At 37.6% G+C, this 26,314-nt stretch carries 21 protein-coding genes; 11 read left to right on the top strand and 10 right to left on the bottom strand.

All coding sequences use genetic code 11. The annotated features are described in order from the left end of the window. The first annotated feature begins 12 nt into the window (after window positions 1–12). Complete coding sequence (locus GVN22_RS14890; protein ID WP_166551799.1) at window positions 13–426, top strand: BrxA/BrxB family bacilliredoxin; 414 nt, start codon at window positions 13–15, stop codon at window positions 424–426. 289 nt (window positions 427–715) lie between these two features. Here GVN22_RS14890 and GVN22_RS14885 read toward each other — a convergent pair whose 3' ends face one another. From GVN22_RS14885 to GVN22_RS14875, 3 genes are all read right to left on the bottom strand, one after another. Continuing rightward, window positions 716–2,119 carry a tetratricopeptide repeat protein gene (locus GVN22_RS14885; protein ID WP_205690909.1) on the bottom strand — a complete coding sequence of 468 codons (1,404 nt, stop codon included), beginning with the start codon at window positions 2,117–2,119 and terminating at the stop codon, window positions 716–718. Window positions 2,120–2,446: 327 nt separating this feature from the next. Next, window positions 2,447–2,899, bottom strand: coding sequence for a DinB family protein (locus tag GVN22_RS14880; protein WP_166551798.1), 453 nt, complete (start codon window positions 2,897–2,899; stop codon window positions 2,447–2,449). 82 nt (window positions 2,900–2,981) lie between these two features. Next, a complete protein-coding gene (locus tag GVN22_RS14875) occupies window positions 2,982–3,980 on the bottom strand; it encodes an NAD-dependent epimerase/dehydratase family protein (protein ID WP_166551797.1) in 999 nt (332 codons plus the stop codon). Window positions 3,981–4,108: 128 nt separating this feature from the next. Between GVN22_RS14875 and GVN22_RS14870 the strand changes: the two genes are divergently transcribed. The 6 genes from GVN22_RS14870 (at window position 4,109) to GVN22_RS14845 (ending at window position 10,113) form a co-directional block, all read left to right on the top strand. Next, entirely contained in the window at window positions 4,109–5,038 is a 930-nt protein-coding gene (locus GVN22_RS14870) for a phosphatase (protein WP_166551796.1), read from the top strand. Window positions 5,039–5,219: 181 nt separating this feature from the next. Next, a complete protein-coding gene (locus GVN22_RS14865; protein WP_166551795.1) occupies window positions 5,220–5,861 on the top strand; it encodes an alpha/beta hydrolase in 642 nt (213 codons plus the stop codon). A 323-nt stretch (window positions 5,862–6,184) separates the two neighbouring features. Beyond that, entirely contained in the window at window positions 6,185–6,898 is a 714-nt protein-coding gene (locus GVN22_RS14860) for a MotA/TolQ/ExbB proton channel family protein (RefSeq protein ID WP_166551794.1), read from the top strand. Between the two features lie 25 nt (window positions 6,899–6,923). Further along, window positions 6,924–7,322 carry a biopolymer transporter ExbD gene (locus tag GVN22_RS14855; protein ID WP_095160376.1) on the top strand — a complete coding sequence of 133 codons (399 nt, stop codon included), beginning with the start codon at window positions 6,924–6,926 and terminating at the stop codon, window positions 7,320–7,322. Between the two features lie 162 nt (window positions 7,323–7,484). Next, window positions 7,485–8,156 (top strand): MgtC/SapB family protein, encoded by a 672-nt coding sequence (locus tag GVN22_RS14850; RefSeq protein WP_166551793.1) that lies wholly within the window; start codon window positions 7,485–7,487, stop codon window positions 8,154–8,156. 265 nt (window positions 8,157–8,421) lie between these two features. Then, window positions 8,422–10,113: an ATP-binding protein gene (locus GVN22_RS14845; protein WP_166551792.1), complete on the top strand. Its 1,692-nt coding sequence runs from the start codon at window positions 8,422–8,424 to the stop codon at window positions 10,111–10,113. Between the two features lie 121 nt (window positions 10,114–10,234). Here GVN22_RS14845 and GVN22_RS14840 read toward each other — a convergent pair whose 3' ends face one another. The 3 genes from GVN22_RS14840 to GVN22_RS14830 form a co-directional block, all read right to left on the bottom strand. Next, the gene (locus GVN22_RS14840; protein WP_166551791.1) at window positions 10,235–12,802 is read right to left on the bottom strand and encodes an AMP-binding protein; all 2,568 of its coding nucleotides are present in this window, start codon (window positions 12,800–12,802) and stop codon (window positions 10,235–10,237) included. A 29-nt stretch (window positions 12,803–12,831) separates the two neighbouring features. Next, the gene (locus GVN22_RS14835) at window positions 12,832–13,734 is read right to left on the bottom strand and encodes a uroporphyrinogen decarboxylase family protein (protein ID WP_166551790.1); all 903 of its coding nucleotides are present in this window, start codon (window positions 13,732–13,734) and stop codon (window positions 12,832–12,834) included. Between the two features lie 170 nt (window positions 13,735–13,904). Continuing rightward, window positions 13,905–15,515 carry a beta-N-acetylhexosaminidase gene (locus GVN22_RS14830; protein ID WP_166551789.1) on the bottom strand — a complete coding sequence of 537 codons (1,611 nt, stop codon included), beginning with the start codon at window positions 15,513–15,515 and terminating at the stop codon, window positions 13,905–13,907. 151 nt (window positions 15,516–15,666) lie between these two features. Here GVN22_RS14830 and GVN22_RS14825 point away from each other — a divergent pair, with 151 nt between their 5' ends. After that, window positions 15,667–16,029, top strand: a complete 363-nt coding sequence (locus GVN22_RS14825) for a VanZ family protein (protein ID WP_166551788.1) — start codon at window positions 15,667–15,669, stop codon at window positions 16,027–16,029. A 230-nt stretch (window positions 16,030–16,259) separates the two neighbouring features. On the opposite strand, the gene GVN22_RS14820 is transcribed toward GVN22_RS14825, so the two are convergent. Both GVN22_RS14820 and thrA read right to left on the bottom strand, forming a co-directional pair. Then, complete coding sequence (locus tag GVN22_RS14820; RefSeq protein WP_166551787.1) at window positions 16,260–17,195, bottom strand: homoserine kinase; 936 nt, start codon at window positions 17,193–17,195, stop codon at window positions 16,260–16,262. Window positions 17,196–17,214: 19 nt separating this feature from the next. Next, window positions 17,215–19,671, bottom strand: a complete 2,457-nt coding sequence (thrA, locus tag GVN22_RS14815; RefSeq protein WP_166551786.1) for a bifunctional aspartate kinase/homoserine dehydrogenase I — start codon at window positions 19,669–19,671, stop codon at window positions 17,215–17,217. Window positions 19,672–20,069: 398 nt separating this feature from the next. On the opposite strand from thrA, the gene GVN22_RS14810 reads away from it, so the two are divergent. Next, on the top strand, window positions 20,070–21,188 hold the full coding sequence (locus tag GVN22_RS14810) for a VWA domain-containing protein (RefSeq protein WP_166551785.1): 1,119 nt from the start codon (window positions 20,070–20,072) through the stop codon (window positions 21,186–21,188). Window positions 21,189–21,419: 231 nt separating this feature from the next. Beyond that, complete coding sequence (locus GVN22_RS14805) at window positions 21,420–22,943, top strand: sigma 54-interacting transcriptional regulator (protein ID WP_166551784.1); 1,524 nt, start codon at window positions 21,420–21,422, stop codon at window positions 22,941–22,943. Between the two features lie 271 nt (window positions 22,944–23,214). On the opposite strand, the gene GVN22_RS14800 is transcribed toward GVN22_RS14805, so the two are convergent. Both GVN22_RS14800 and rpsU read right to left on the bottom strand, forming a co-directional pair. Further along, window positions 23,215–24,102, bottom strand: coding sequence for a tyrosine-type recombinase/integrase (locus tag GVN22_RS14800; RefSeq protein ID WP_166551783.1), 888 nt, complete (start codon window positions 24,100–24,102; stop codon window positions 23,215–23,217). 95 nt (window positions 24,103–24,197) lie between these two features. Beyond that, window positions 24,198–24,392 (bottom strand): 30S ribosomal protein S21, encoded by a 195-nt coding sequence (gene rpsU, locus GVN22_RS14795; protein ID WP_095160389.1) that lies wholly within the window; start codon window positions 24,390–24,392, stop codon window positions 24,198–24,200. Window positions 24,393–24,670: 278 nt separating this feature from the next. Between rpsU and GVN22_RS14790 the strand changes: the two genes are divergently transcribed. Continuing rightward, the gene (locus GVN22_RS14790) at window positions 24,671–26,308 is read left to right on the top strand and encodes an ABC-F family ATP-binding cassette domain-containing protein (RefSeq protein ID WP_166551782.1); all 1,638 of its coding nucleotides are present in this window, start codon (window positions 24,671–24,673) and stop codon (window positions 26,306–26,308) included. Window positions 26,309–26,314: the final 6 nt, after the last annotated feature.

The following is a 26,314-nucleotide window of genomic DNA, read 5'->3' as shown; positions in this document are numbered from 1 at the left end:
TTATAAGTAATTATGTATCCAGAACATTTAGTGGCTCCAATGAGAGCTGATATCGTAGAAGGTGGTTTCAAAGAATTGAAATCAGCAGGTGAAGTAGATTCAGTAATGACAGAAAAAGGCACTACTTTGGTGTTTATCAACTCAGTTTGTGGTTGCTCTGCTCGTACTGCTCGTCCAGGCGTGAAAGAAGCGGTTTGGAATGCTGCTAAAAAACCAGATCATCTGTACACAGTTTTCGCTGGTGTTGACCAAGATGCTACAGCTAAAGTACGTGAATACTCATTGCCTTACGCTCCATCATCTCCATCAATTGCGCTTTTCAAAGATGGTGATTTAGTTCATTTTGTTGAGCGTCACCACATCGAAGGCCGTTCAGCTGAAATGATTGCTGCACACCTTGAAATGGTATTCGAAGAGTTTTGTTAATCGTTGGTTAACCAAAACAAAAAATCCCCAAAGTCAGACTTTGGGGATTTTTTTTTGAGAGCATGTTTAAATATTATAAGCCATTAAAAGTGAAAAGGTTTGCATTGACACTTATGAAATCCTATTGTTTGAGCCGTAGGCGAGTTTAGGATTTCTTGACTTTCTTTTGCGGCCGCCGCGCGGTTACTTTTCTTGTGTCAAGACAAGAAAAGTAAGGAGTGTCGAGTGGAAATTTTGTTTTTTCAGCAAATGCCAAATTAAAATTTTCAACATACCCAGCAAAAGAATTTTACTTTTTCTGATATTGTTCGATAATTCGATAAATCGCCTTTTGAGTTTCTAAATTTTTGAAATATTCAAACATGATTTCATGACCATCAAAATTGAGAATTAGTCCTGTTTCCAAGTAATTAAAAGCCTCTCTATATTTTCCTGCCTTAATCAAATAAATCGAAGCTCGATAATACAATTCTGATTCTTCTGGTAATTCGTCGATAGCACTCAACATCAAGTTGGCGGCATCGTCATAATTGCCTTGTTCATGATTCAATACCGACCATTTAATCCAAGCTTCGGTATTTTGTGGGTCTAACTCAGCAGCTTTTTGGTAAGCTTCCAAAGCAGATACTAAACTTCCCAAATTAGCTTCGGCGTCTGCCAATGCCAACCAATAATAAGTATTGTGTTTGTTGAGCTCAAGCGCTTTTTTAAGAAAATGAATAGCTTCAAACCATTTCTTTTTCTCGCACAAACAAATACCTACCCCAAAGTAACCATCATCCCAAAGCGGATCTAATTTGATGGCATCTTTGTAATAGTGCATTGCCTCATCAAAGCGCTCTTGGCGCTCGATACTTGCTCCAAGGCAGCAATACACCTCTGGGCTTTTTTCTTCATGCTCTAAACAATAACGATAACATTCTTCAGCTTTAGTCCAATTGACTAAATTCATGTAGGCATTTCCCAAATTGAAATAAGCAGACGCAAAATCGTCCTGAATAGCCACGGCATATTCGTAGGCATTGGCTGCCTCTTCAAATCGTCCTAACTTAGAATATGCAATACCGATGTTATACCAAGCATTTTGAGAGTACGGGTCGTTGTCAATAAAGCTTTCGTAGTAAGGAAGGCTTTCTTCTAATTTACCAGTTATCTCTAAGCTATTGGCAAGTTCGTACAGCGCATTTTCGTTATTAGGATTTACCTCAATCGCTTGTTTGAAAGCCGCTACGGCATTGTGATGACGCTCCCAACTCTGGTACGCTAAACCAATATGGTAATACACCTCATCTTTGTCTTCTGCATTTTCGAGGGTTTCTGTCAGAATCTCAATGGCTGCTTGATAGTCGCCTTTGAGGCTGTAAACGGTTCCTTTTAAAAAGGTAATATCGTTATCGGATGGATTAAATAACTCGGCACGAGCCAAAATTTCTAGGGCTTCATCATACTCACCAAGGCTGGAACTGAGTTCGGCTTTGCACAGCATCAACTCAACCGAATAAGGATATTGCTCAAGTGCGATTTCGCAAGCTTGAGAAGCCTCTTCGAATTTTCCTTCCTCCATATAATGCTCTACGATTTGCTCAAAAGTATCTAAGTCGAAAAAAGAGCTCTCGGCACGTTTTAACATAGATTCAAAACGTTTTACCGATTGGAGAACATCTTCATGACGGTCTTCAAAGTCTTGTTCCATAATGGTTCTAATTGGATAAGATACAATTAATACGAGGTGAAATAACGTTTTTGAATCTTATCATTTCTTAAAGCTAGAAATGATAAGAGGTTATTAATAGGGGAACAATCTTCCACAATTATTTTTTACAAAACGACTTATTGCTAAGATAAGATTTTATTTTCAAAATCGCAAACGAGATTTTTGCCGAAAACCTATCTTAAATAGCTCGAACCAGTTTTGTATTTTTCTAATATGACTCTGTTTTGTATTGTCCTGTATCTCTACTTAATTGTTTGATTGAAAGTTGATTAGTATATGTATAATGGCAAGAGTAATTAGTCTTATTTACGCCTTATCTAACAAACGACGGTGATAGTTGATTTGTCCGAGGTGATAGGTAAGGTGAGTGGTAAGATGAATCAATAAATAGCCTGTTGATGTTTTTTGTTCGAACACTAATTGAGGATATATTTCCTCCAAAGCCTCTTCTGGTAAAGTATTGAGACTTTCTTTGATTACGTCGAGTGTGTCACTGATTTTGCTAACGAGTTCTTTTTTTGATAATCCTTTCTGAGAAAACTCTAAAGGGCGGTTTCTAACATAGCCAGTTTTGCCAATTTCTGCACCGATATAGGTATTCAAGTTGCCTACTAAATGAAGAACTAAATTGCCCGCAGAGTTATTGATTTCTGGAACTACTGTCCAGATATTCTCTTCCACAGAATATTGGACAATTTCAGCTTTGAGTTTTTGTAAATCTCGCTCAAATAGTTGTATCAAATTGGGTATTACATTCATGGTTCAGGACTTGATTCTGTAGGGGATGGGTTCAAAAAAATAGCTATTTTAGCTAAACTTTAAATTAGTGCTGTATACCTGCTTATGGCTGTTTCTTTGATAAATTTTGAGTCACTCTGGTAATAGTATCCTCAAAACTTCTAAAGTCAAAATTCAACTGTTTCTTGATTTTTGTATTGTCAAAATAAAAATTAAACTTCGAAGAGCGAGCCGTTTCTTTGGTCAAAATAGGCGTACTACCTGTAATCCAACTTCTGAGCGCTTCGATTCTCCAAAGTATTTCTGACATGGTCTCTGACACAACCTTATTAGGCGCTTTTTTGCCCAAAGCATTTGCAATTTGTGCGAAGAAATTTTGGTATGGAATAACGCCTGCATTCAAAATAAATCTTTCGCCAGCAATATCAGAAGTGGCTAATTGATAAACACATGCTGAAAGGTCTAAGATATCGATATAGTTGATTGTGCCTTTGGGGTAATAAGTGGGTTCGCCAGCGGCATATTTAAAAAGTTGTGTTGAACTTTTGTTCCAGTCGGCCTCGCCCAAAATGACTGATGGGTTCACAATAACAGCATTGAGTCCTTCTGCCACGCCACGCCATACTTCCATTTCTGCTAAATACTTACTTTTGGCGTACGTAGAATTGAGCGGGTCTTCTTCCCATGTGGATTTTTCGTTGAGGGTTACTTGTTGTCCTTGCACATACTCCTGAGGTAATTTGCGACCCAAAGCTGCTACAGAACTAATAAAACACATTTTGGAAACTGCTGCATCCAAACAAGCATTTACCACATTGGCTGTACCTTCAATGTTGACTTTGTTCATCAACTCGGCATCTTTAGGGGCAAAGGAGACTACCGCTGCGGCATGCACAACGATGTCGATACCTACCAAGGCTTTTTCCAATGACAAAACATCCAATACATCACCCTCAATCCAATGAATTTGAGTTTGAATATCAGCCACCAGTGACAAATCACTGCTTGCTCTGCGAAGTCCTGCTACTTGGTGCCCTTTATCCAAAAATTGCTTGGCAACAAAGCTTCCAACTAATCCTGTAATACCTGTTATTAATACCATACTGTAAAGATAACCTAAGAGTTTTTTACAGACAAAGAACACGAAGTTTTTCGGTGAAAGTTCGTTTGTAGGAGAAGAATCCCGTTTCTTTGTAATTCTCTCCGAGTGGAAAAACAGCGATAGCAAACATGAGAAAAGCAATTATTGATTTAGGAACGAATACTTTTCAACTTTTGGTAGTTGAACAAGAGGAGCATAATTTTCAGATTATACATGAAGACAGTTATGCCGCCAAAATTGGACAAGGTGGTATTTCGAAAGGTATTATCACTCAAGAAGGAATCGAGCGAGCTATTGTAGGGCTGAATTATTTCAAAACCATTTTGGAAAAAGAAGGCGTTTCCTTGGCAAATGTAAAGGCTATGGCAACCAGTGCGGTACGCAATGCGTCAAATGGTCAGGAGTTTTGTGAAAAAATTGCTGAGGCAACAGGTATTAGTATTCAGGTTATTTCAGGAGATGAAGAAGCGGGTTTGATTTATGAAGGCGTTAGGTTAGGAACGCAAATCGGACGAACATCATCAATGATTATTGATATTGGCGGAGGAAGTGTCGAGTTTATCATTTGTGATGCAAGCAAAGTTTATTGGAAACAAAGTTTTGAAATAGGCGGTCAGCGCTTGATGGACCAATTTATGAATACTGACCCTATTTCACCTCGCTCGGTAGGGTTAATGCGAGATTATTTGGAAGATGCTCTTTTGCCATTGACCAATGCGGTTCACCAATATGCTCCCGAATGTATCATTGGCTCGGCAGGTTCATTTGAGACCTTAGTGGATATGTACTGGCATCAGCTTCATGGCGATTGGCCACCGCGCGAGCAAGTGAGTTTTGAGCTACCTTTGGAATCATTCAAAACATCTTTTTTAGCTTTGGTTTCTCAAGACAGAGAAAAACGAATGCAAATTCCTGGGATGATAGAGTTACGTGTAGATATGATTGTGGTGGGAGTTTGTTTGATAGATTTTATCTTGAAAAGATATGATATTCAGCAAATTAAAGTTTCTACGTATGCTTTGAAGGAAGGGGTATTAGCAAAGTTGTTGAATCAATAAGGTAGCGGGCAAAATAAAAATAATTTTACTCGCTTTAAGCTCTAGGCTTTATGCGGTAGGCTAAAAGTTAAATAGTATTTATCACGAAGTAATAGCAACTTTTGCCTGATGCCTACAGCTTACAGCGTAATAATGCAATTTTATTTTGCACTAATACTTAATTTTCAAAACTAATTATATAATGCCTTTACACGAAATTCAAGTAACTAAAACGGCTCGTTATTATACCATTGGCGAATGGTCAGAAAAAACTCGAAAGGTTATTTTTGTATTGCATGGTTACGGGCAATTGGGAGAGTTTTTTATCCAAAAATTTAAAGAATTAGCCTCTGAGAATACGTTGATAGTTGCGCCTGAAGCCTTGTCAAGGTTTTACCTTAATGGATTTTCTGGTAGGGTTGGGGCAACTTGGATGACCAAGGAGGCAAGAGATACCGAAATTTTGGACTATCTTAATTACCTCAATAAGTTGTTAGATACCCTATTGATGGATTTGAATCCTTTTGACGTAGAGATTGAATTATTAGGTTTTTCGCAGGGGTGCGCCACTGCTGCAAGATGGTTTGAGGTACAATCAGAAGCATTTCAAAGGCTCATTCTTTGGTCTGGGTATTTTTCGGAGGGTATTTCGGAAGTAGTAAGTCCTTCACATTTTGTCGACAAACCTCTGGTGTATGTTTACGGGAACAAAGATGAAATTCTAGTACAAACCCAATTTGATGAATTTTTAACATCATTGAAACAGGCAGTCCCCACCATACATATCATCGAATTTGAAGGAGGGCATCAGATAAATACAAAGGTGTTGAAACAAATTTTTTGAGTCTCTGCTTCATTTTTATCAAACGGTAAAAAGAAAGTCGTTTTTCTATGTTACTTTAGTAAAATGAAGACTCTGTACATTTCGTATAACAAGCTCAAACTCATACCCTACAGTACAGCAACGGGCTTTTTTTTGCCTGACTTATATCATATTACTTAAAATTTTTCGTTAAACTTGTTGAAAATTTAGTTCGCGGAGGCAACTGCTCGTGTAACAATCGCAATAATTTGCAAGCAAGGTAACTCAATAATTAATCAATTTCCTACAAATCAAAATAGCAGTATTTTTCAATTGAGGAAATACGCTTTTACCTGTAAAAACTTATGACTACTCTTCTAAGTATCTTATTACAGACAACTACTTTTGAACCCGACACAACATCTACGACGGTAACTACAGTTACGAAAGTAGGAGAAGATCTAAACTTATTTGGCCTTTTGGAAAAAGGGGGATGGGTAATGATTCCTATTTTTGTATTGTTTTTTATTGCTCTTTTCTTGTTCGTTGAGCGTTACAGATATATCAGTAAAACATCAAGATTGGACAATACATTTTTGTTCTCAATCAAAGAAATGTTGTATGCTGGTAATATTCAAGGAGCGATAAACTACTGCAAAACATCACCTTTCCCGATTGCTCGTTTATTAGAAAAAGGCTTAAATCGTATTGGCTCACCTATGCGTGACATTGAAAATGCCATCGAAAATTCGGCCCGTGTTGAGATTTATAACATGGAGAAAAACTTGGGTATTTTGTCAGCTATTGCCAAAATTGCTCCAATGTTTGGTTTCTTGGGTACGGTTTCGGGTATGATTCGTACTTTCCACAATATTTCGGTAGCTAACAAAATCGACATTAGTACGATTGCGAGTGGTATTTATGAGAAAATGGTGACCTCGGCAACAGGTTTGATGGTAGGTATCATTGCATACTTCTTTTATACCATCTTGACAACGATGATTGACCGTACTGTAAACAAAATGGAAGTTACAGCCATCGACTTTTTGGATATTCTTCACAAACCAGCTTCTAAATAATAGAGCTTTCTAATTTGAAGTAAATATGAACATTAGAAAAAGAGCTAGAGAACAATCTGAAGTAGAAACAGGAGCCTTAGCGGATATCCTATTCTTCTTGATGATGTTTTTCTTGATGATATCAACCTTGGCAAGTCCTGATGCTATTAAGCTTCTTTTGCCAGAATCAAGCTCAGCAGAACAAACGGCTACCAAAGAGAATATTCGTTTGACTGTAGATGAGAATGATAATTATTTTGTAGATGATAACCCTGTTCAAGCCGATCAATTGGAAGCATATTTGGCAGAGCAGGCCAAAGCTAAAAATTCGGAAACGGTGGTTTTACGTATTTCAAAAGATCGTACTGTACAGGAATTAGCAAAAATTTACGACGTGGTTGCCAAGCTAAATTTGGCGCTAGTAATGGCCACCGAAAAACAATAGGAGTAACTACCCAAAAAAATAGCCGTTACGAAAGTGACGGCTATTTTTTTGCCTTGTGAATATCTATTAATTTCACGGTGCATAAAAGTTATAGTATGCATAGTGTCTCTTGATACGAGTATGAGCTTTTAATCGTAAAATCTATAAAGAAAAAATATACGTATGTTTTTGATGGGTGATTGGGAGATTCTATGGAATCATATTATTCATGATGAAGATTTAATCAAACTGCTTGCTTCTACTTTTGTTGGAGCAATCATTGGTGGCGAACGCGAATATCATAGTAAATCCGCTGGTTTACGAACCTTTACTTTGATTGCAGTGGGTTCAACTATTTTTACCATTCTTTCTGAAAAAGTAGGTATGGGTGCATCGCCTGACAGGATTTCTGCCAATATTGTTACAGGGGTAGGTTTTTTAGGTGCTGGAATCATCTTTAAAGTAGACGACCGAGTAAAAGGACTTACCACGGCAGCTATTATTTGGGTAACGGCGTCGTTAGGGATGGCTATTGGCGATGGACATATTTTATTGTCCTTTTTTGGCGCCATTATGGTATTTATGATTTTGCAGTTTTTTATCGTAATGGAACGTTGGATTCATAAATATGGAGAAACACGTAATTACAAAATTGTGATAAAGAAAGGTGATGAAGGCTTTTTGAAAATGGATGAAATTTTTAAACAGTTTAGAATGCAAGCTAAAAAAGGCAAGCAAATTTATAAAGAAGAAACCATTACCTGCTTTTGGTCAGTGAGAGGCAAAACTTCAAAACATGAGCGTTTAGCCAAAAAGCTTATCGCCGAACCTCATGTAATTGAGTTAGAGTTTTAAGGAAGGATAATTATTCTAAGGATTACTTAAATAGAAGTATAAAAAGGCTGAATAATTTTGAAACGATATACTACAATAACAAGCGTTTTGTAGTATATTTATTGAAAAAAGCATCCTAAGCTAATTTATTATATACATTTAGATTGATGATGTTTTCCTTCCCACGCTCCTAAGTATCTTCGATTTGATAAACCAAAATATGATTACTTGGTTCTATTGATCCTATCATTTATACAAACCTTACTTAATCGAGTCGGTTGATATTATGATTTTCCCAACAATACCACAAAACGAAACAGAAAGATTAGATACCCTAAAGGCGTATAAAATACTAGATACACTTCCAGAAAAGGATTTTGATGATATCGTAAGAATAGCTTCTCAAATATGTCAAACCCCCATTTCGACTATTACTATCATAGATGAAAATCGTCAGTGGTTTAAAGCTAAAAGTGGAATAGATGGTGATGGTGGTCCACGCGAGCTATCTTTTTGTGCTCATGCAATTGTACAACCTGATCGCCCTTTTATTATCGAAGACGCGCGTCAAGACGAACGTTTTTCGGATAACCCGCTGACTGTAGGCTCTCCCTATGTGGTTTTTTATGCAGGAATACCACTTGTGGCAGAAAATGGGCATGCGCTTGGTACCTTGTGTGTAATAGATAGCAGCCCAAGAACGCTGAAAGATGAACAAGTGGTGGCTTTAAAAGCCTTAGCCTCGCAGGCAATGGGCCAGCTGGAGCTTCGTAAAAAGACTTTTGAATTGCTGGAAACTAAAGAAAGTTTGGAGTTGAAAAACTCTGCATTGACCGAAGCTAAGGACAATTTGGAAGTAGCATTGAAAGCTAAGTCAACTTTTTTATCGATGATGAGTCATGAAATACGCTCACCATTACATGCAATTCTTGGTAATATTAACCTACTTTTAGAAGAATCTCCTAGGCCAGATCAAGAAGATCCTCTCAATGTTTTGAGGTTTACTGGAGAAACATTGTTGTCCATCATTAATGATATTTTGGACTTTAGTAAGCTTGAAGCTGGCAAAGTACAACTCGAAAAAATTAGTTTTAATGTTCGAGATTTGGTGAAAAATATCGTCAGCATAAACTTGCATCGAGCCAAAGAACAAGGAAATAAAATACTGATTGATATTGCTGACAATGTACCCAGTTATGTAGGAGGGGATCCTACCAGACTGGTTCAGGTTATAAATAATTTGGTCTCGAATGCCGTAAAGTTTACCAAAAATGGTGTAGTTACGATAAAAGTTAGCCTTAAAGAGCAGCTTGTAACGACAAATATCCTTACTGTTGAGGTAATAGACACGGGTATTGGAATACCTCAAGAGGCTGTAAATCAGATTTTTGAAGAATTTGTTCAAGCGTCCAATAAAACCACACGCCAGTTTGGAGGTACAGGATTAGGGTTGGCCATTATTCGTAAAATTCTAGAATTGTTTGGTACGCGTATCTGTGTAGAAAGTGAAGTAGGCAAAGGTTCTACGTTCAAGTTTGATTTGACTGTAGATCAGGTACAACAAGAGGTAGCAAATAAAGATACAGTTGCCAGTTTTAACTTTGAAGGTTTTAATGTGATGGCTATTGACGACAATGAGATAAACCTTATTATCATTAATAGAAGTCTCCAAAAGAAAGGTATTTCTGTAAAAACCTTTAATAATGGTATCGATGCTTTAGCCTCCTTGAAAGCAGGCACGCATTATGATTTAGTAATTGTTGATTTACAAATGCCAGAAATGAGCGGATTTGAATTTGCGGAAGAAGTAAGGAAGTTTTCAGAAATTCCTATTATTGCCAGTTCTGCCGATAACAATACAGAAACAATCGAAATGGCACTTAGTACAGGGATGAATGATTATTTGTTGAAACCACATACGCCACAAGATTTGTATATTTTACTCGCACAACATTTGAAATACGTAACAGAAGAATAATAAAAGGTCAGCATGGTACATCCTGCTGACCTTTTTTATTGGAATTTTAAGTACAAATTGCTCTAGCTTAAGTTTTGAATACTCAAAGCTACTAATAACCATAAAGTCTGGCAATGTTGATTTATATTACGCTAGTATAATTTCTTTTAGCTTCTTCAATAAAAGATAAGAGTTTTTCTAAAACTACTTGTTGATTTTCTTCATCTTTATACATTTCTAAATGCTTGAAAGGAAAAGCCTCAGAGGTTAATTTAGGTAAATAATATAGCCAGCCCATATCCGCTGAATAAGAGTTTTCTGATGAAATCAGTAAGTGAGCGTTGATATTCATAGATTTAAAGGGGTAATTTTCCATGGGAACTTTTGCTTGGGCGTAGTCATAAGCTCGTGCTTTTGTAAAATCGTTTTTTGTTAGTTTGTTTATCAATCTTCTCTTACGAAATATGAAGGCTGCTTTGAATACGGTCCAAAGTCCTACATGTCTTACTCGCTTTATAATATGATTGATTCGATATGGTGTAAGTCCTTTAAAATGATAATGATGATTCCAAGAATCCATAATGAAAAAATGAAGATTTTCCAGTGGATAAACTTCGGATAACCGATTAAGTATGCAAAATGCCAAATGGTCGCCAGAACAATGCCCTATAAAGATTTTTAATTTTCCTTTATGAAAGAGTTGCTTGTCGATGGTATTAGCAATTTTTTCTAGACAAATATCATCCTTTTCCCATGTCTCAAATCTAGGATAATCAATTAAGGTTAAAGGAAGATTGTTGCCTAAGGCTCTTAGAAATTCTCGCGTTTGAGGAGTGATCCCTTTTAGAGGGGGAAAGGCATACACATGGACCAGATCATCAGTTTGCGTATTAGTCAACGCTGTAGTGTTGCCTAAAAGTTGCCTAATCTGTTGTTCAATGTGGGTTGGTTTCATGGCTTCATGAATCCATTCATCGGGAAATTTAATTCCAAATTCTTGCTCCATTTTTACGATGAAATTGACAGCCTCTAGGGAACTTCCACCGCCCATTTTCCAAGTCAAGTCATTTTTAAATGATTCGTACGAAGCATATTGACACCAAAGATTAAGCAGACGCTCTTTGAGATATAGAGGTTCATTTGTCGAAAGTGGCACCACTGGAGCTTTTGCTTGATTTTCTCTTGCTATATTCTCTTTTTCGAGTGCTCTCAAACCTTGATAATCTAGCTTGAAATTATTCAAATAAGGCATACTTTCAAGTAGATAGAAAAAGGAAGGAAACATCTGGGCAGCTAAACTGTCGGCAAGTTTGAGCTTTACGTCTTCTAAAGAAATAGCTCCTTCTAAAACTAGGTAGGCAACAATTTTACTAGTTTCTTCTTGATGCCTGACCAATACCGCAGCATCCGCTACACCTTTTACTGCTCTAATATTGGCTTCAATTTCTCCAATTTCAATTCGAAAACCATTGATTTTTACTTGCCCGTCTCGTCGACCTTTGAACTCCAATAAACCTTCATCATTAATAAGTCCCCAATCTCCTGTTTTTACGGTTCTACTGCCATCATTGTGCAAAATAAAATGTTGGTTTGTAAGGCGTTCATCCTTCCAATAACCTAAGGCGCAGTACTTGCTTTTTACCTGAATTTCACCTAAAACATTTACTTGGTGTACGATTCCGTCTTCGTTTACCAATGTCATTTCACGATCATCCACGGCATAACCTACTGGTACAATTCCATCTGCAATATCTGTGTTTTTATCAATAAACCACTGGCGATAAATTGTTGCATTTTCGGTAGAGCCAATGCCTACATATACACGGCAGGTTGCAGAGAATTCCTGCTTGTAAATGTCGATGTCATGTTTGAAAATTTTATCTCCAGCTAAGTAAATTAAGCGTACAGTATCGAACTTTTGTAAGTTCCTACAACCCATACCCGTCCTGAAAATACTTGGAATAGAATGGTAGATAGTTAAAGCATTTTTCTCAATAAAATCTGGAATAGTACTTACGCCATGCTTTTGTAGGTTGTGGATATACAAAGTCGCTCCCGTAAGCAAAGCACCATAAATATCTCGTATAGCACCATTGACACTAGGTGAGTATAACAAGCTCATCCTGTCCTCAGATGTAATATTTACACTATTGATGTATTGCATAACATCGTGTAAGAGATTTTGTTGATTTTGATAGACTCCCTTGGGCTGTCCCGTGGAACCTGAAGTGTAGAGGATATAGGCTAAATTTTGGGGATTATTATGGTAGCTTGCTGGTGAAACCAAAGGCCAGCTAGCATCAAACTCAATCAGTTCGTATGAATCATCTAAGTCATATACTTCTGCTAACGATGTACGACTAATAATCGTTTTAGCTTGACTATGTGTAATGATTTTTTGGTTTCTACTATGTGCATATCCTGCGTCTAAAGGGACATAACCTCTGCCCACTGCCAAACACGCTAACATTACACAGATAAAATAAGCATCATTTTCTAACAAAATAAGAACAGGCTCATTCTTTGACTGGGAGGATTGAAGCTTACTCGCAATGATATGAATATAACTCAACACCTCTTGATAAGTCAATATATGTGTTCCGTCATTTATGGCAATTTTGGAAGGATAAAGCATAGCAATCTCCTCAAAATGTTCAAATACAGTTGCATTTATCCATGTGGGAGATAAATGCTCAAAGGGTTTGTTCATGATATTAATATCAAATCTTTATGTAAATGTTAAAGACTGCGAATGACTTTATTCCAGAGCTCTATTTGCTCATCAGGAAAGGCCAAGGGTAACACACACTCACAAGTGAAGATTGTATTAGTCGGAAACTTTTCTAAAATCTCATGGCATTCTTGTTCGTTGGTCGCCTGTTCTAATATACTTGCAGGTAATCCATAAATAATTGGGTAGCCAGTTTTTTCAAATAATAGAGAGGACTTCGGATTGAAGGTACAATGAAGATACAATTTGGGGATATCACTCGCAATGCAAGCGTAGCAATCGTTACCATGAATATGAAAGATAATCGAATCCAACACTTTCGCAGCGCTTCGCAAACAAAGCTCATCGGATAGTTGACCATATTGTTGGTATAAGACATGCGATAGTAAATCTGTTTGCATGTTCTGGCTAACATAGTACAACCCTTTTACGCCAATCTCGGCTGCTCGCTCAATTACGCGTATGGTGTTTTGATTTATAACATCCAACGCAGCTAAAATTGCTTCTGGTTCTGTTTGTGCAGCTTTTAGGAAAAGCTCAAGCCCTGCAATTTGGATTAATTGAGATAGGGGACAAAAAATGGTTGCATAAACAGGTACTGTAACTTCACGACAACATATTTCTAGTGCTTGAATGATCTCTGCAAGCAACTGTTCTTGAAAGGTAAATGCTTGTAATTGGTAAAAGTCCTTGACTTCTTCTAGGGCAAATTCTGTAATTTTTCGCCTTCCGACAGCGTCGTTTTCCCAGACTTCATCTTTAGCTCCGTAGCATACAGCCAGCCAATCTCCTGCTGGGGTGAGTTTTAAGAAATCAAACTGAAATTTATTTTGAAAGTCAATAGCTTCTTGGGCAAGCTGTTGCCCGTGTTGGTCTGAGATTGGATGGTGTTTCCAGAATGAAACAGTCATAGTAACAGTAGGTTATAGGTAGTTTTATATGGATTAATAAAAAGGTGAGAGATTTTACTCACAGGTAAAAATAACGAAAAATCCACTCATGTCATGAGTGGATTTTATCGGAAATCTATAAATTTTTAAAATAAATATAAGAAAATTGGGAGTTACTGGTCTGTTTTGGCTTATTTCAAAAAGCCTTTGAAAAAGTTTACATGCAATTTTTCTAAACGATCAGCATGAACCTTCATGCGCTCAGAGAATTTACTATAATCTTTCAATTCCTTTTTCGTCCATGCTACTTCAGATAATGCCGATGCACGTGGAAAAACCATGTATTCAACATAGTCGCTGGTTTGCATATATTCTGTCCAAACGTTAGCTTGAACTCCAATGATATGCTTTTGTTGTTCAGGCGAAAGTTCAGTTGGTGTTGGTTCGTACGAATAGATTTTTTCTAAAGTAGTAAAACCACCAATCGCTAAAGGCTCAGTTTTAGGGTCTGCCTGATAGTGATCTAAATATACATAGCCACCTGGTGTCATGATAGCATCGTGGTTTTCTTTAGCCGCTGCAATACCGCCTTCAGTCCCTCTCCAAGACATTACGATGGCATTTGGTGAAAGTCCACCTTCCAAAATCTCGTCCCAACCTATCATTTTGCGACCTTTTGAAGTAATAAACTTATCGATACGACGGATAAAATAACTTTGTAATCCATGCTCATCGCCCAAGTTTTCACGCTTGATAATTTCTTGGCAAAAACGACTTTCTTTCCATTGTTTCTTAGGGCATTCGTCACCACCGATATGGATATATTCGCTTGGGAAAAGCTCCATTACCTCTGTCAAAACATTCTCCAAAAATTGGAAAGTCTCTTCTCTTGGGCAAAGTACATCTTCATACACACCCCAGTCAGTAGCAGTTTGATAGATTTTATCAGGATTACAACCAAATTCAGGATATGCTGCCAAAACTGCTTGTGAGTGCCCTGGCATTTCAATCTCTGGAATTACATTCACAAACTTAGCTTTTGCATAAGCAACTACTTCTTTTACTTCGTCTTGTGTGTAATATCCTCCATAAGGTTTACCATCAAATTTCTTTGAGTAAGCTCTACCCACAACAGTTTGCGAACGTTTCGACGCTATTTCTGCCAATTTAGGATAGCGCTTGATTTCAATTCTCCAGCCTTGGTCTTCTGTCAAGTGCCAGTGAAAATTATTCAATTTGTGTAAAGCAATCAAATCAATATACTTTTTGATAAAGCTTACAGGGAAGAAATGACGACCCACATCCAAGTGCAAACCTCTGTAAGAGTAGCGAGGTGCATCTGCAATAGAGCAGTTAGGAACTGACCATGTTATGCCCGTAGATTTTTCTTTACTAAAAATTTGATTCGGAAGTAATTGTAACAAACTTTGTAAAGCATAAAAAGCACCTTTTCCTGTGCTAGCTGCAATACTTACCTGCTTGCTACTTACATTAAGCGTATATCCTTCCTCTGCTAGTTGATCATTTTTTACAAACTGAATGCTGTTGCTTATGGCTTTGCTATTGGAGCTAACTACTTTAGGTGTTGTCCCCATTGCAGCGCCTAATTGGTCGGCCAACATAGAGGCAACTTGCTTGAAAGCAGGATCATTAGTACTAACTACGATATTGGTATTACTCTTTATGACAAACTGCCCTTGTTGTGGTGTAACAGTCTGAGGTAAAGGAATAATGTTATATTGATTTTGCGCAGAACTAACAAATACTACGCAAGCACAAATAAGGGTTAATAGTTTTTTCATAAAAAATTGGTTTGATAAAGACGATTCAAAGGTAGGTGAAAAAACTCCAAGGTGTATAAGGAAAAAAGAATATTTTTAAATTTTTTTAATATATAGGTAATATATTTCTTATTTATTTTAAATTAACGATCAAAACCTTAATTTATACAATATGATACTGATTGATAAACTGTTAAAACAAAAAGTGTGGTCGTGGCTATGTGGAGGACTAATTATTGTACTTTGTGCTATACCTTCAAAAGAAATACCTCATTCTCTCAATTTTTATGATAAAACACAGCATTTCATAGCATTTGGTGCATGGGCGTTTTTAACAATGTATGCTTATTCATCAACGTTAGGAGTTATGATAGGAGGAGCTTTGTTTGGATATGGAATAGAGATAATGCAGTATTTATTGCCAGTATCATTTCATCGAGCGTATGATTTAGCCGATGTTCTTGCAGATTTTATTGGGGTATTACTCGGAATATCGTTAGCTATCTTATTTTCCAAGATATTCAAAAAAGGATAAAAGTGTTTTTGTCGGTAATATATTACTTTTTTGTGTTCGAGCAAAAATGAATCATTCTGATTTTGGAAATTACTATAACTTGATAACTATTCATAAAAAAAGCGGTCGAAAAACAATTTTCGACCGCTTTTTTTATACTATAGTGTTTGATGTAAGATGCAAATCATTGCGCCTCTACAGCAAGAATGCAAATTCTTATATAATCACTCATGCACTCATAAATTACTAATCTAGCCTATTACCACTGGACCTGCTTGGTTGATGCCAGAAACATAACAATCAGAATCGATACCTACTTTTGAAAAACCTTCTTGCATAGCTCTGCCAACTTTTTGTGCCGTGTCAAAGTCTTTTGATAAAGCAAACATCGAAGGTCCTGAACCAGAAATAGAGCAGCCAAGCGCTCCATTTTCAAGAGCAGCATTTTTGACAACATCAAATTGTGGTATCAAAATCGCACGAACTGGTTCAATGATTACGTCAACCAGCGAGCGAGAAATCAAATCATAATCAGGAAGCATCAAACCTGCTACCAAACCAGCCACATTACCCATTTGGGTGATGGTCTTTTTCAAAGAAATCTCACGCTTTAAGATATTACGAGCATCCTTTGTATTTACCTCGATATGTGGGTGAACAATGGTGGCGTATAGCTCCTTGGGCGTACGAAGTTGAATTATATCCAGTGGGTCGTAGCTACGAATTACCGTAAATCCACCCATCAAACTTGGTCCAACATTGTCGGCGTGTGCCGAGCCACAAGCAATAAACTCACCTTCCATGGCAAAAGGCAATAGGTCTTTTTGCGCCAAAGGGCGACCCAACAACTCATTTGCTGCAAATACACCAGCTACCGAAGAAGCTGCCGAAGAGCCTAATCCAGAACCTAATGGCATCAATTTTTTCAAGTCCATTTCAAAACCTTGCGATTCGGCACCGATGGCTTCTAGGAACTTGATAATGGCGATACCAGCCGTATTTTTGCTAGCGTCCAAAGGTAAACGACCTTCGTCACCTTCGATTTTATTAATCTTTACGCCTTTCAAATCAGTTTTGCGCAATACTAGCTCATCGCCAGGATTGTCTACCGCAAAGCCAAATATATCAAAACCACAAGCTACATTAGCAACCGTAGCTGGGGCGAATACTTTTATTGAATCATTCATGGTTTATGGAGGTTGAACTTTACGCCAAATAGCTTCCTATTGCAACAATATCGGCAAATACCCCTGAAGCGGTTACTTCTGCACCTGCGCCTGGTCCTTTGATGACCAATGGACGGTCGTGGTAACGTTTGGTGGTAAATGAAATTACGTTGTCGGCGCCATCCATCATATAGAATGGATGCGTTTTGCCGATGCTTTTTACCCCAATCGTAATTTTATTGTCTTCGAGTGTTGCGATAAAACGAAGTACTTCGCCTTTGGCTTCGGCTTCGTCAACCATTGTTTCAAAATAACTATTGGATACTTCCAGTTCGTTGAAAAAGTCTTCTACAGTTGGGGCTTTTTCACAATTTTCTGGTAATAATTTTAAAATGGTTACGTCTTCTGGTTCTAATCTTAGTCCGATTTCACGACCCAAAATCAAAATCTTACGAGCTACATCCATACCACTCAAATCTTCGCGAGGATCTGGCTCGGTGTAACCTTTTACTTTGGCTTCACGAACGATGTCAGCAAATTTGACACCTTTTTTGAAGTTATTAAAGATATATGAAAGCGTACCTGAAAGCACTCCTTCGATTTTCTCGAATCTATCGCCCGAAGCTATCAAACCTTGCAAAGTGTTGATGACTGGCAAACCTGCACCTACGTTGGTTTCGTACAAGAATTTGACGCCTTTTTTCAACACGGTTCTGTGTAATAAGGCGTAATCTTCGTATCGTCCAGAGTTGGCTACTTTGTTTGGCGTCACCACTGAGATATTAGATTCAAACAAACCTAGGTAATAATTATGAATCGTTTTATCGGCAGTACAATCTGCAAATACGGAGTTTGGTAAATTCAAGCGTTTGGCTTCCTCTACAAAAGCCCAAAGTTCTGCGGGCTTACCCATGGCATCTAAGGTTTCTTGCCACGAATCCATCGAAATGCCATCGCTTGTTACGAGCATTTTTCTGGAATTCATCACACCAACTAGATTTACTTTCAAACCACGATATTTTGACAAATAATTAGCTTGTCCTTTCAATTGGTTTAAAAGCGCCTTTCCTATCAAACCTGTACCAACCAAGAATAAGTTGAGAGTTTTGACTTGAGAGAAAAAGAAAGTATCATGGATAACATTGAGTGCTTTTGAAATATCTTTTTTCTCAATAACTACCGATATATTCAGCTCAGAAGAACCTTGTGCAGTAGCCACGATGTTGATACCATTTTTACCCAATACTGAGAAAAGTTTACCACTCACCCCTGTATGATGACGCATACCTTCGCCGACAACAGCGATTACCGAAAGGTTTTCTTGGATATCTACTCCTTCAATATCTCCAATGGCAATTTCACTCGCAAATTCTGTTTCCAAAATTTGACGTACTTGTTGCGAATATTGTGGGTCGATGGCAAAACAAATTGAGTGCTCAGACGAAGCCTGAGAAATCAATACCACTGATATTTTATGTTTTGCTAGAATCGTAAACAGCTTTCCTGAAACCCCAGCCACACCAATCATCCCTGAACCTTGAAGATTTACCAAGGCAAGGTTATCAATCGAACTAATACCTGTAATAATATACTCGCTTGGCTCGGCTTGGCGACTTACAACTGTGCCAATAAAGCTAGGGTTGAAGGTATTGAGTACACGAATGGGAATATTTTTGGCAAATGCTGGTTGCAACGAAGGTGGATAAATCACCTTGGCACCAAAATGTGTAAGCTCCATTGCCTCCGAATAGGTAATGGTAGGAATCGTAAAAGCATTTTTTACTTTACGTGGGTCGGCGGTCATCATGCCGTCTACATCTGTCCAAATTTCGATTTCCTCCGAGTTGAGTGCTGCTCCGAATATTGAACCTGTATAGTCAGACCCCCCACGTCCTAAAGTCGTAGTTTCGCCTTTGTCCGTCGAACCAATAAAACCTGTAATTAATTGTAGTGATTTGGTTTTGGCAAAATGTTCTTGAATCAAACGATTTGTTGTATCAAAATCCACCTCTGCCATGCCAAAGCTATCGTTGGTACGAATCACCTTGCGGGCGTCCAAAAACTGACAATCTACGCCTTGTGCATGAAGAATTTCATAAATGAGGGTAGTCGAAAGACGTTCTCCAAAACTTACGATTAAATCAGCCGTTCGAGAAGAAATCTCACGAATCAACGATACCCCTTTCAATAAATCCTCAAGCTCGTTGATAATCGTTCGGATATTGGCAAATACTTTTGATTGAGCTTTTACATCGATAAGTGCTCTAACTACATTGAAATGGCGCTCCTCGATAGCTTTTACAAGGTCAAAATAACTTAAATCACTTACAGAAGCTCTTTTGCCTGTTTCAATAAGTTGATTGGTTACTCCACCCATTGCCGAAAATACAACGGCGATTTTTTCTCCTTTTTCAAGGTTTCCCTTGATGATGCTTAGAACTGATTGAATACTATCAACGGTTCCACAAGACGTTCCTCCGAATTTTAATACTTTCATATTTTGGTAAAGATGCTGCTTGATAAGTTGGTGTAAAAGCCTCTTAAAAAGCACGCTTCTGCTTTACAACAGCAGTTTAAATGTTTATAATGGAGTACAAATATAGATAAAGCCTTGATATGATTTGACCTTTCGGAAAGCTTTTCCAAGAATAATCTTTGGGGATTTTAGGGGGCAAATAGAATATTTTTCCTGCTAAATAGTAAAATAACGGTATAAATAAATGATTAAATCTTATGCCTAACTAAAATATTTTGCTTTATGCCTATTTCAGAAGTTAAATTCTGGAAACCTCAATGCGTAAAAATTTGTTTTATAATTATAGAATTTCGAACAGTCCGATGTGTCGGTGTTCAATTTTACCTTTTTTAAAACCTTCAACTAGCTCTAAAACACGCATGCTCGGATACCGCTTTTCTGAATTTGTTCCTCAAGAACAAGAAGAAGGGAAAAAAGCTAAGTTCGACCAATTGTTAGATATTTTTAACCAATTGGTCACTATGACCTCAGGCGATGTCTCTGAGGCACTGGCTTGGCTTACCCAACTCGACAAACAATACAACCTTACAGACGACTCTTACGGTATTGCCGATTTTATTGAAGACCTCAAAGAAAAAGGATATATCCGCGAAGAAAAAGACGAAAACGGTCAACAAGCTCAAGTCCTTTCAGCCAAAGGTGAGCAAAGTATTCGTAAACAATCTTTAGATGAGATTTTTGGTAAACTCAAAAAGACTGGTAATTCTGGTAATCACCGTACGCCCTATCAAGGCACGGGCGACGAAATGAATACCGATCGTCGAGAGTTTCAATTTGGTGATTCTTTAGAACAAATTGCCATGACGGAGTCTATCCGAAATGCTCAAATCAATAACGGTTTCGAGAACTTTATGTTGACCGAAAATGACCTCGAAATCATGGATAAGGAATATAAAGCTCAAACCTCTACGGTGTTGATGATTGATATTTCACACTCAATGATTTTGTACGGAGAAGACAGAATTACGCCTGCCAAAAAGGTCGCTATGGCGCTTTCGGAGCTCATTATGACCAAATATCCCAAAGATACCCTCGATGTAATTGTATTTGGCAACGACGCTTGGCAGATTCAGGTAAAGGATTTACCTTATCTGGAAGTGGGTCCTTATCATACCAATACCGTAGCTGGCTTAGAATTAGCGATGGACTTGTTGCGTAGAAGAAAAAACAAAAACAAACAGATTTTTATGATTACCGATGGCAAACCTACTTGTTTAAAAGAAGGTATTCGATATTATAAAAATAGCTTTGGTTTGGATAAAAAGATTCTGAACAAAACCCTCACCCTCGCTGCTCAGTGCCGTCGTTTGAAAATTCCAGTAACAACTTTTATGATTGCGCGAGACCAGTATCTCAAAGAATTTGTACAAGAGTTTACTAAAACCAACAATGGTCGTGCCTATTACTCTTCTTTGAAGGGTTTGGGAGAATTTATCTTTGAAGACTATCAACGAAATCGTAGGAAGGATGTCAGATAAAAAGCCCCTGCTCGAAAGCAGAGGCTTGCTAGGTTGAGATTAAGCAGAAAGGAGCTTCATTTTGAATTTTAGATAAAGAGGTTACTACCTTTCAAAATTACCGAATGTTAAGTATCGCCGCACTTAAATGTATGTGAACGGCAGAATTAGATAAATAAGTGGTCGAATTATAGCGGAATCCTTTGGAAATCGATTGAAAATTCGCCTAGATCCCAAAATCAACAATAATTTATGTCTTACAGAAATCTTTCAGCAACACAATTGCTAGCTATCAAAACCCTTGGCGAATTAAAAAATGCAGGCTATCAAGTAAAATCTATTAAACAAGAATTACGAGATAACTTGATTCAAAAGATTAAAAATAAAGAAAAAGTATTTGATGGAATTTGGGGATATGAAGATACTGTAATTCCAGATATCGAACGTGCTATTCTTTCGCAACATCATATCAACTTATTGGGTTTGCGTGGACAAGCCAAAACTCGTATTGCTCGTTTGATGGTCAATCTCTTGGACGAATATGTCCCAGTCGTAGAAGGCTCAGAACTAAATGACGACCCTTTACAGCCTTTATCACGCTATGCCAAAGATTTGATTACAGAAAAAGGTGACGCTACACCTATCTCATGGTTGCATCGTGACGACCGCTATACCGAAAAATTAGCCACTCCAGATGTATCTGTTGCTGACCTTATTGGTGATGCCGACCCAATTAAAGCTGCAACATTAAAATTACCATATTCTGACGAACGTGTAATTCACTTTGGTTTGATTCCTCGTTCGCATCGTGGAATTTTTGTAATTAATGAATTGCCTGATTTACAGGCTCGTATTCAGGTTTCTTTGTTTAATATTTTACAAGAAGGTGATATTCAAATTCGTGGATTCAAATTGCGTTTGCCTTTGGATATCCAGTTTGTATTTACAGCCAACCCTGAGGATTATACCAACCGCGGTTCAATCGTAACACCACTCAAAGACCGTATTGATTCTCAAATTGTAACACACTATCCTAAGACTTTAGAAATCGGTAAGCGTATTACTTTGCAGGAAGCCAATATCAAACCTGAGCAAGAAGAATTAGTTACAACAAATGCCTTAATTGAGGATTTGATTGAACAAATTGCTTTCGAAGCCCGTCAATCAGAGTACGTAGATGCCAAATCTGGTGTATCGGCAAGGATGACTATCTCGGCTTATGAAAACCTTATTTCTGCTGCTGAGCGTCGTGCATTATTGAGTGGAGAAGAAAAAACTTATGTGCGTGTTGCCGATTTAGTAGGCGTGATTCCTGCGGTTTGTGGTAAGGTTGAGTTAGTGTATGAAGGCGAAGTAGAAGGCCCAGTAATCGTGGCACAAAACTTAGTTGGTAAAGCTATTCGTGCGCAGTTTTTGAACTTCTTCCCAGATCCTGAGAAAATCAAAAAGTTGGCGAAAGACAAAGCTGGTAAAAATCCATACAAACCAATTATCGACTGGTTTATGGATGGCAACATTATTGATATTTTCAACGATAGTTCCGATGCTGATTATTCATCAAGATTGAGAACTATTGATGGCTTGGATGAACTGGTAGAAAAAATATATCCAACATTCGAAGGTCGTGAAAAATTATTTATGATGGAGTTTGTATTGCACGGACTTTCAGAATTCTCAATGATTTCAAAGAAAACCCTCGACCAAGGTCTACAATTCAAAGACTTGACTGATTCGTTGTTCGACTTGGATAACTTCAAATTTGAAGACGAAGAATAGTATTGAGTGATTTGTGATTGAGTGCATGAGTGATTGTTTTAACATTCATTATATCAGTAGAGACGCAATGCCTTGCGTCTACAGCTATGTCATTAACTAGAAAAGCGGTCGAAATTTGTTTTTCGACCGCTTTTCTAGTTCGGGACTTTGTCTCGGACTGCTATTTACTTCAGTTTGTAAACTGTTTTAAAAAATAAGCCCAAGAGTCTTGAACTAGTAAACGACTTAGATAAAAAATAATCACTCATTTCCTTAATCACAACTCACTAAATTAGGCTTTCGGATGCGCCTGCTCATATATCTTTTTCAGTTTTTCCATTGAGTTATGGGTATATACTTGCGTGGCAGCCAAGGATGTATGTCCCATCAAATCCTTAATGGCCGTTAAATCGGCGCCATTATTCAACAAATGGGTGGCATAAGAGTGACGCAATACGTGAGGGGATTTTTTGGTTAAGCTCGTGACCAAAGACAGATATTTTTTGACAATTCGTTGAATCATCACAGGATAACCTTGTTCGCCTTTATTGCTTACAATCAACAAATGATGTTGAAAACCTTCTCTATCTCTTATTTCAATATATTCCTTTATCTGTGCTGAGAGATTGGCATGAATAGGCACAATCCTTTCTTTATTTCTTTTTCCTAAAACCTTAATTGTGTGTTGGTAAAAATCAATGTCTTTTACTTCCAACTCAATAAGTTCTGACAGACGAATACCCGAACCGTAGAGTAATTCCATGATGAGTTTGTCACGAACACCCTCAAAATCTTCTGGAAATTCAACTTGATCCAATAGCATTTCCATCTCGCTTTCTCTTACAAACGTAGGAATATTCTTGGCTGTTTTCATGGCCACAACCTTACGCATAGGGTCTTGGTCAATGATTTTCTTGAAAAGTAAAAATTTATAAAAACTGCGAAGCGTAGCCACTTTTCGATTAATCGAACGACTGTCGAGTTTGGCTTCCGAAAGAGATACCACCCACGAACGAATCATTTGGTGGTCGGCAAGTTGAGGATGATGAAAATCGTAGGTATTGGCAAGGTAATGACTAAACTGCGACATATCATTGCGATAAGCCGTAGTGGTGTGATCGCTACAACGTTTTTCGTGTTGTATGTAGGCTAAAAAAAAATTGACTATCTCTGAATTCATGATTCTAAAGATAGTCAATTTTTTATGAATGCTGAACGGTTATCGGCTTAATTCGCGATTAAATGATAACATTATGAAATGAAATCAAACGTTAATTAAGACTCTAAGTTACCGTACATTTTTTGCTTGTATGAAGCACGAATTACTTCAGTACGACGCTCAACAGATGGCTTTTCGAATGCCATACGTCTACGAAGTTCTTTAACTACACCAGTTTTTTCGAATTTTTTCTTGAATCTTTTAAGAGCTTTGTCGATTGACTCGTTTTCTTTTACGTTGATAATCAGCATATTGTTTGTTTGTTTATTGCCTTAATGATAATTGAGGTGCAAAGATAAGTATTTCCAATTTGATTGTCAAGGGTTTTTATCAAACAAACCTACGCTTTTTCAGAACTGTTACGTAGTAGGCTCATAAACCAACCCTCAAAAGAATACTTTCAATTCGGAAGTCTTTTCTCCCAAAGAATTCATAAATCAGCCTTATCTTTGTGTGCTAGAATTTTCTCGATACACATAACAACTTCAAAAGGCAATAGCTAAAAACGAAAACGGGCTATTTTTTATATATGATTTCTGTAGATAACGTAACAGTAGAGTTTGGCGGTCGTGCGCTATTTGGTGATGTAACATTCAACGTCAACGAAAAAGATAAAATCGCCTTGATGGGCAAAAACGGAGCTGGTAAATCCACTTTGTTGAAAATTATTGCGGGTGTTGACAAGCCAACGCGTGGTAAAATCTCGAAGCCAGCTGATGCTGTTATCGCTTATTTGCCTCAACATTTGTTGACGGAAGACAACTCAACGGTATTTGAAGAAACTTCAAAAGCATTTTCAAATGTGTTGAGTATGAAGGCCGAAATCGATGAGCTAAATCACCAACTCGAAACTCGCACTGATTACGAATCTGACGAATACATGGCGATTATCGAGCGTGTTTCGGAGGTTAGTGAAAAATATTACTCTATTGAAGAAATCAATTATGATGCGGAGGTTGAAAAAATCTTGTTGGGCTTAGGTTTCCTTCGTTCAGATTTTCAACGCCAAACTAGCGAATTTAGTGGTGGCTGGCGTATGCGTATTGAGTTGGCAAAAATTTTACTTCAAAATCCTGATTTGATTTTGCTAGATGAGCCAACCAACCACATGGACATCGAGTCGATTCAATGGCTTGAGGACTTTTTGTTGAATAGCGCCAAAGCGGTAATCGTAATTTCTCACGATAGAGCGTTTGTCGATAATATTACCAACCGTACCATTGAGTTGACAATGGGTAAAATTTATGACTATAAAGTAAATTATACTCAATACCAACAATTGCGTAAAGAGCGTTTGGAGCAACAACAAAAAGCGTTTAATGAACAGCAAAAAATGATTGCTGAAACGACAGAGTTTATCGAACGTTTTAAAGGTACATATTCAAAAACTTTACAGGTACAATCACGTGTGAAGATGTTGGAGAAATTGGATATTGTTCAGGTTGATGAAGTTGATACATCAGCGTTGAACTTGAAATTCCCTCCAGCGCCACGTTCGGGTAACTATCCTGTAATTGCAGAGGGTGTTGCGAAAAGCTATGACGACTATTTGGTATTCAAAGATGTTTCGATGACTATCGAAAGAGGCGAAAAAGTAGCTTTTGTAGGGAAAAATGGGGAAGGTAAATCAACTTTCGTCAAAGCAATTATGAACGAAATCGAACACGAGGGTGATTTGAAAATCGGTCATAACTCGATGATTGGTTATTTTGCTCAGAATCAAGCGGCTTTATTGGATGGAGAATTATCAGTGTTTCAAACGATTGATAATATTGCGGTAGGAGAGATTCGTACCAAAATCAAGGATATCCTCGGAGCATTTATGTTTAGTGGCGACGCTATCGAGAAGAAAGTAAAAGTACTTTCAGGAGGAGAAAGAACTCGTTTGGCTATGATTAAGTTGTTGTTGGAGCCAGTAAACTTGTTGATTCTGGATGAACCTACCAACCACCTTGACCTTAAAACCAAGGATATTTTGAAAGAAGCTCTTAAGGCATTTGAAGGTACAATTATCTTAATTTCTCACGACCGAGATTTCTTGGATGGTTTGGCTACTAAAGTTTTCGAGTTTGGCAACAAACGTGTAAAAGAGCACCTGGAAGACATTAATGGTTTCTTGAGAAATAAGAAAATGGAGAACTTAAGAGACATTGAAAGAAAGGCGTAAATATGA

It is taken from the genome of Cellulophaga sp. BC115SP (assembly GCF_009905545.1).
Lineage (GTDB): Bacteria > Bacteroidota > Bacteroidia > Cytophagales > Spirosomataceae > Flectobacillus > Flectobacillus rivi.
Note: the sequence above shows the minus strand (reverse complement) of the source record. Positions and strands in the feature narration are given on the sequence as shown.

What these genes read in the sequence shown, in the direction of transcription:
- GVN22_RS14890 (WP_166551799.1), top strand. Translation starts at nt 13, where the DNA reads ATGTATCCAGAACATTTAGTGGCTCCAATGAGAGCTGATATCGTAGAA.
- GVN22_RS14885 (WP_205690909.1), bottom strand. Translation starts at nt 2,119, where the DNA reads ATGGAACAAGACTTTGAAGACCGTCATGAAGATGTTCTCCAATCGGTA.
- GVN22_RS14880 (WP_166551798.1), bottom strand. Translation starts at nt 2,899, where the DNA reads ATGAATGTAATACCCAATTTGATACAACTATTTGAGCGAGATTTACAA.
- GVN22_RS14875 (WP_166551797.1), bottom strand. Translation starts at nt 3,980, where the DNA reads ATGGTATTAATAACAGGTATTACAGGATTAGTTGGAAGCTTTGTTGCC.
- GVN22_RS14870 (WP_166551796.1), top strand. Translation starts at nt 4,109, where the DNA reads ATGAGAAAAGCAATTATTGATTTAGGAACGAATACTTTTCAACTTTTG.
- GVN22_RS14865 (WP_166551795.1), top strand. Translation starts at nt 5,220, where the DNA reads ATGCCTTTACACGAAATTCAAGTAACTAAAACGGCTCGTTATTATACC.
- GVN22_RS14860 (WP_166551794.1), top strand. Translation starts at nt 6,185, where the DNA reads ATGACTACTCTTCTAAGTATCTTATTACAGACAACTACTTTTGAACCC.
- GVN22_RS14855 (WP_095160376.1), top strand. Translation starts at nt 6,924, where the DNA reads ATGAACATTAGAAAAAGAGCTAGAGAACAATCTGAAGTAGAAACAGGA.
- GVN22_RS14850 (WP_166551793.1), top strand. Translation starts at nt 7,485, where the DNA reads ATGTTTTTGATGGGTGATTGGGAGATTCTATGGAATCATATTATTCAT.
- GVN22_RS14845 (WP_166551792.1), top strand. Translation starts at nt 8,422, where the DNA reads ATGATTTTCCCAACAATACCACAAAACGAAACAGAAAGATTAGATACC.
- GVN22_RS14840 (WP_166551791.1), bottom strand. Translation starts at nt 12,802, where the DNA reads ATGAACAAACCCTTTGAGCATTTATCTCCCACATGGATAAATGCAACT.
- GVN22_RS14835 (WP_166551790.1), bottom strand. Translation starts at nt 13,734, where the DNA reads ATGACTGTTTCATTCTGGAAACACCATCCAATCTCAGACCAACACGGG.
- GVN22_RS14830 (WP_166551789.1), bottom strand. Translation starts at nt 15,515, where the DNA reads ATGAAAAAACTATTAACCCTTATTTGTGCTTGCGTAGTATTTGTTAGT.
- GVN22_RS14825 (WP_166551788.1), top strand. Translation starts at nt 15,667, where the DNA reads ATGATACTGATTGATAAACTGTTAAAACAAAAAGTGTGGTCGTGGCTA.
- GVN22_RS14820 (WP_166551787.1), bottom strand. Translation starts at nt 17,195, where the DNA reads ATGAATGATTCAATAAAAGTATTCGCCCCAGCTACGGTTGCTAATGTA.
- thrA (WP_166551786.1), bottom strand. Translation starts at nt 19,671, where the DNA reads ATGAAAGTATTAAAATTCGGAGGAACGTCTTGTGGAACCGTTGATAGT.
- GVN22_RS14810 (WP_166551785.1), top strand. Translation starts at nt 20,070, where the DNA reads ATGCTCGGATACCGCTTTTCTGAATTTGTTCCTCAAGAACAAGAAGAA.
- GVN22_RS14805 (WP_166551784.1), top strand. Translation starts at nt 21,420, where the DNA reads ATGTCTTACAGAAATCTTTCAGCAACACAATTGCTAGCTATCAAAACC.
- GVN22_RS14800 (WP_166551783.1), bottom strand. Translation starts at nt 24,102, where the DNA reads ATGAATTCAGAGATAGTCAATTTTTTTTTAGCCTACATACAACACGAA.
- rpsU (WP_095160389.1), bottom strand. Translation starts at nt 24,392, where the DNA reads ATGCTGATTATCAACGTAAAAGAAAACGAGTCAATCGACAAAGCTCTT.
- GVN22_RS14790 (WP_166551782.1), top strand. Translation starts at nt 24,671, where the DNA reads ATGATTTCTGTAGATAACGTAACAGTAGAGTTTGGCGGTCGTGCGCTA.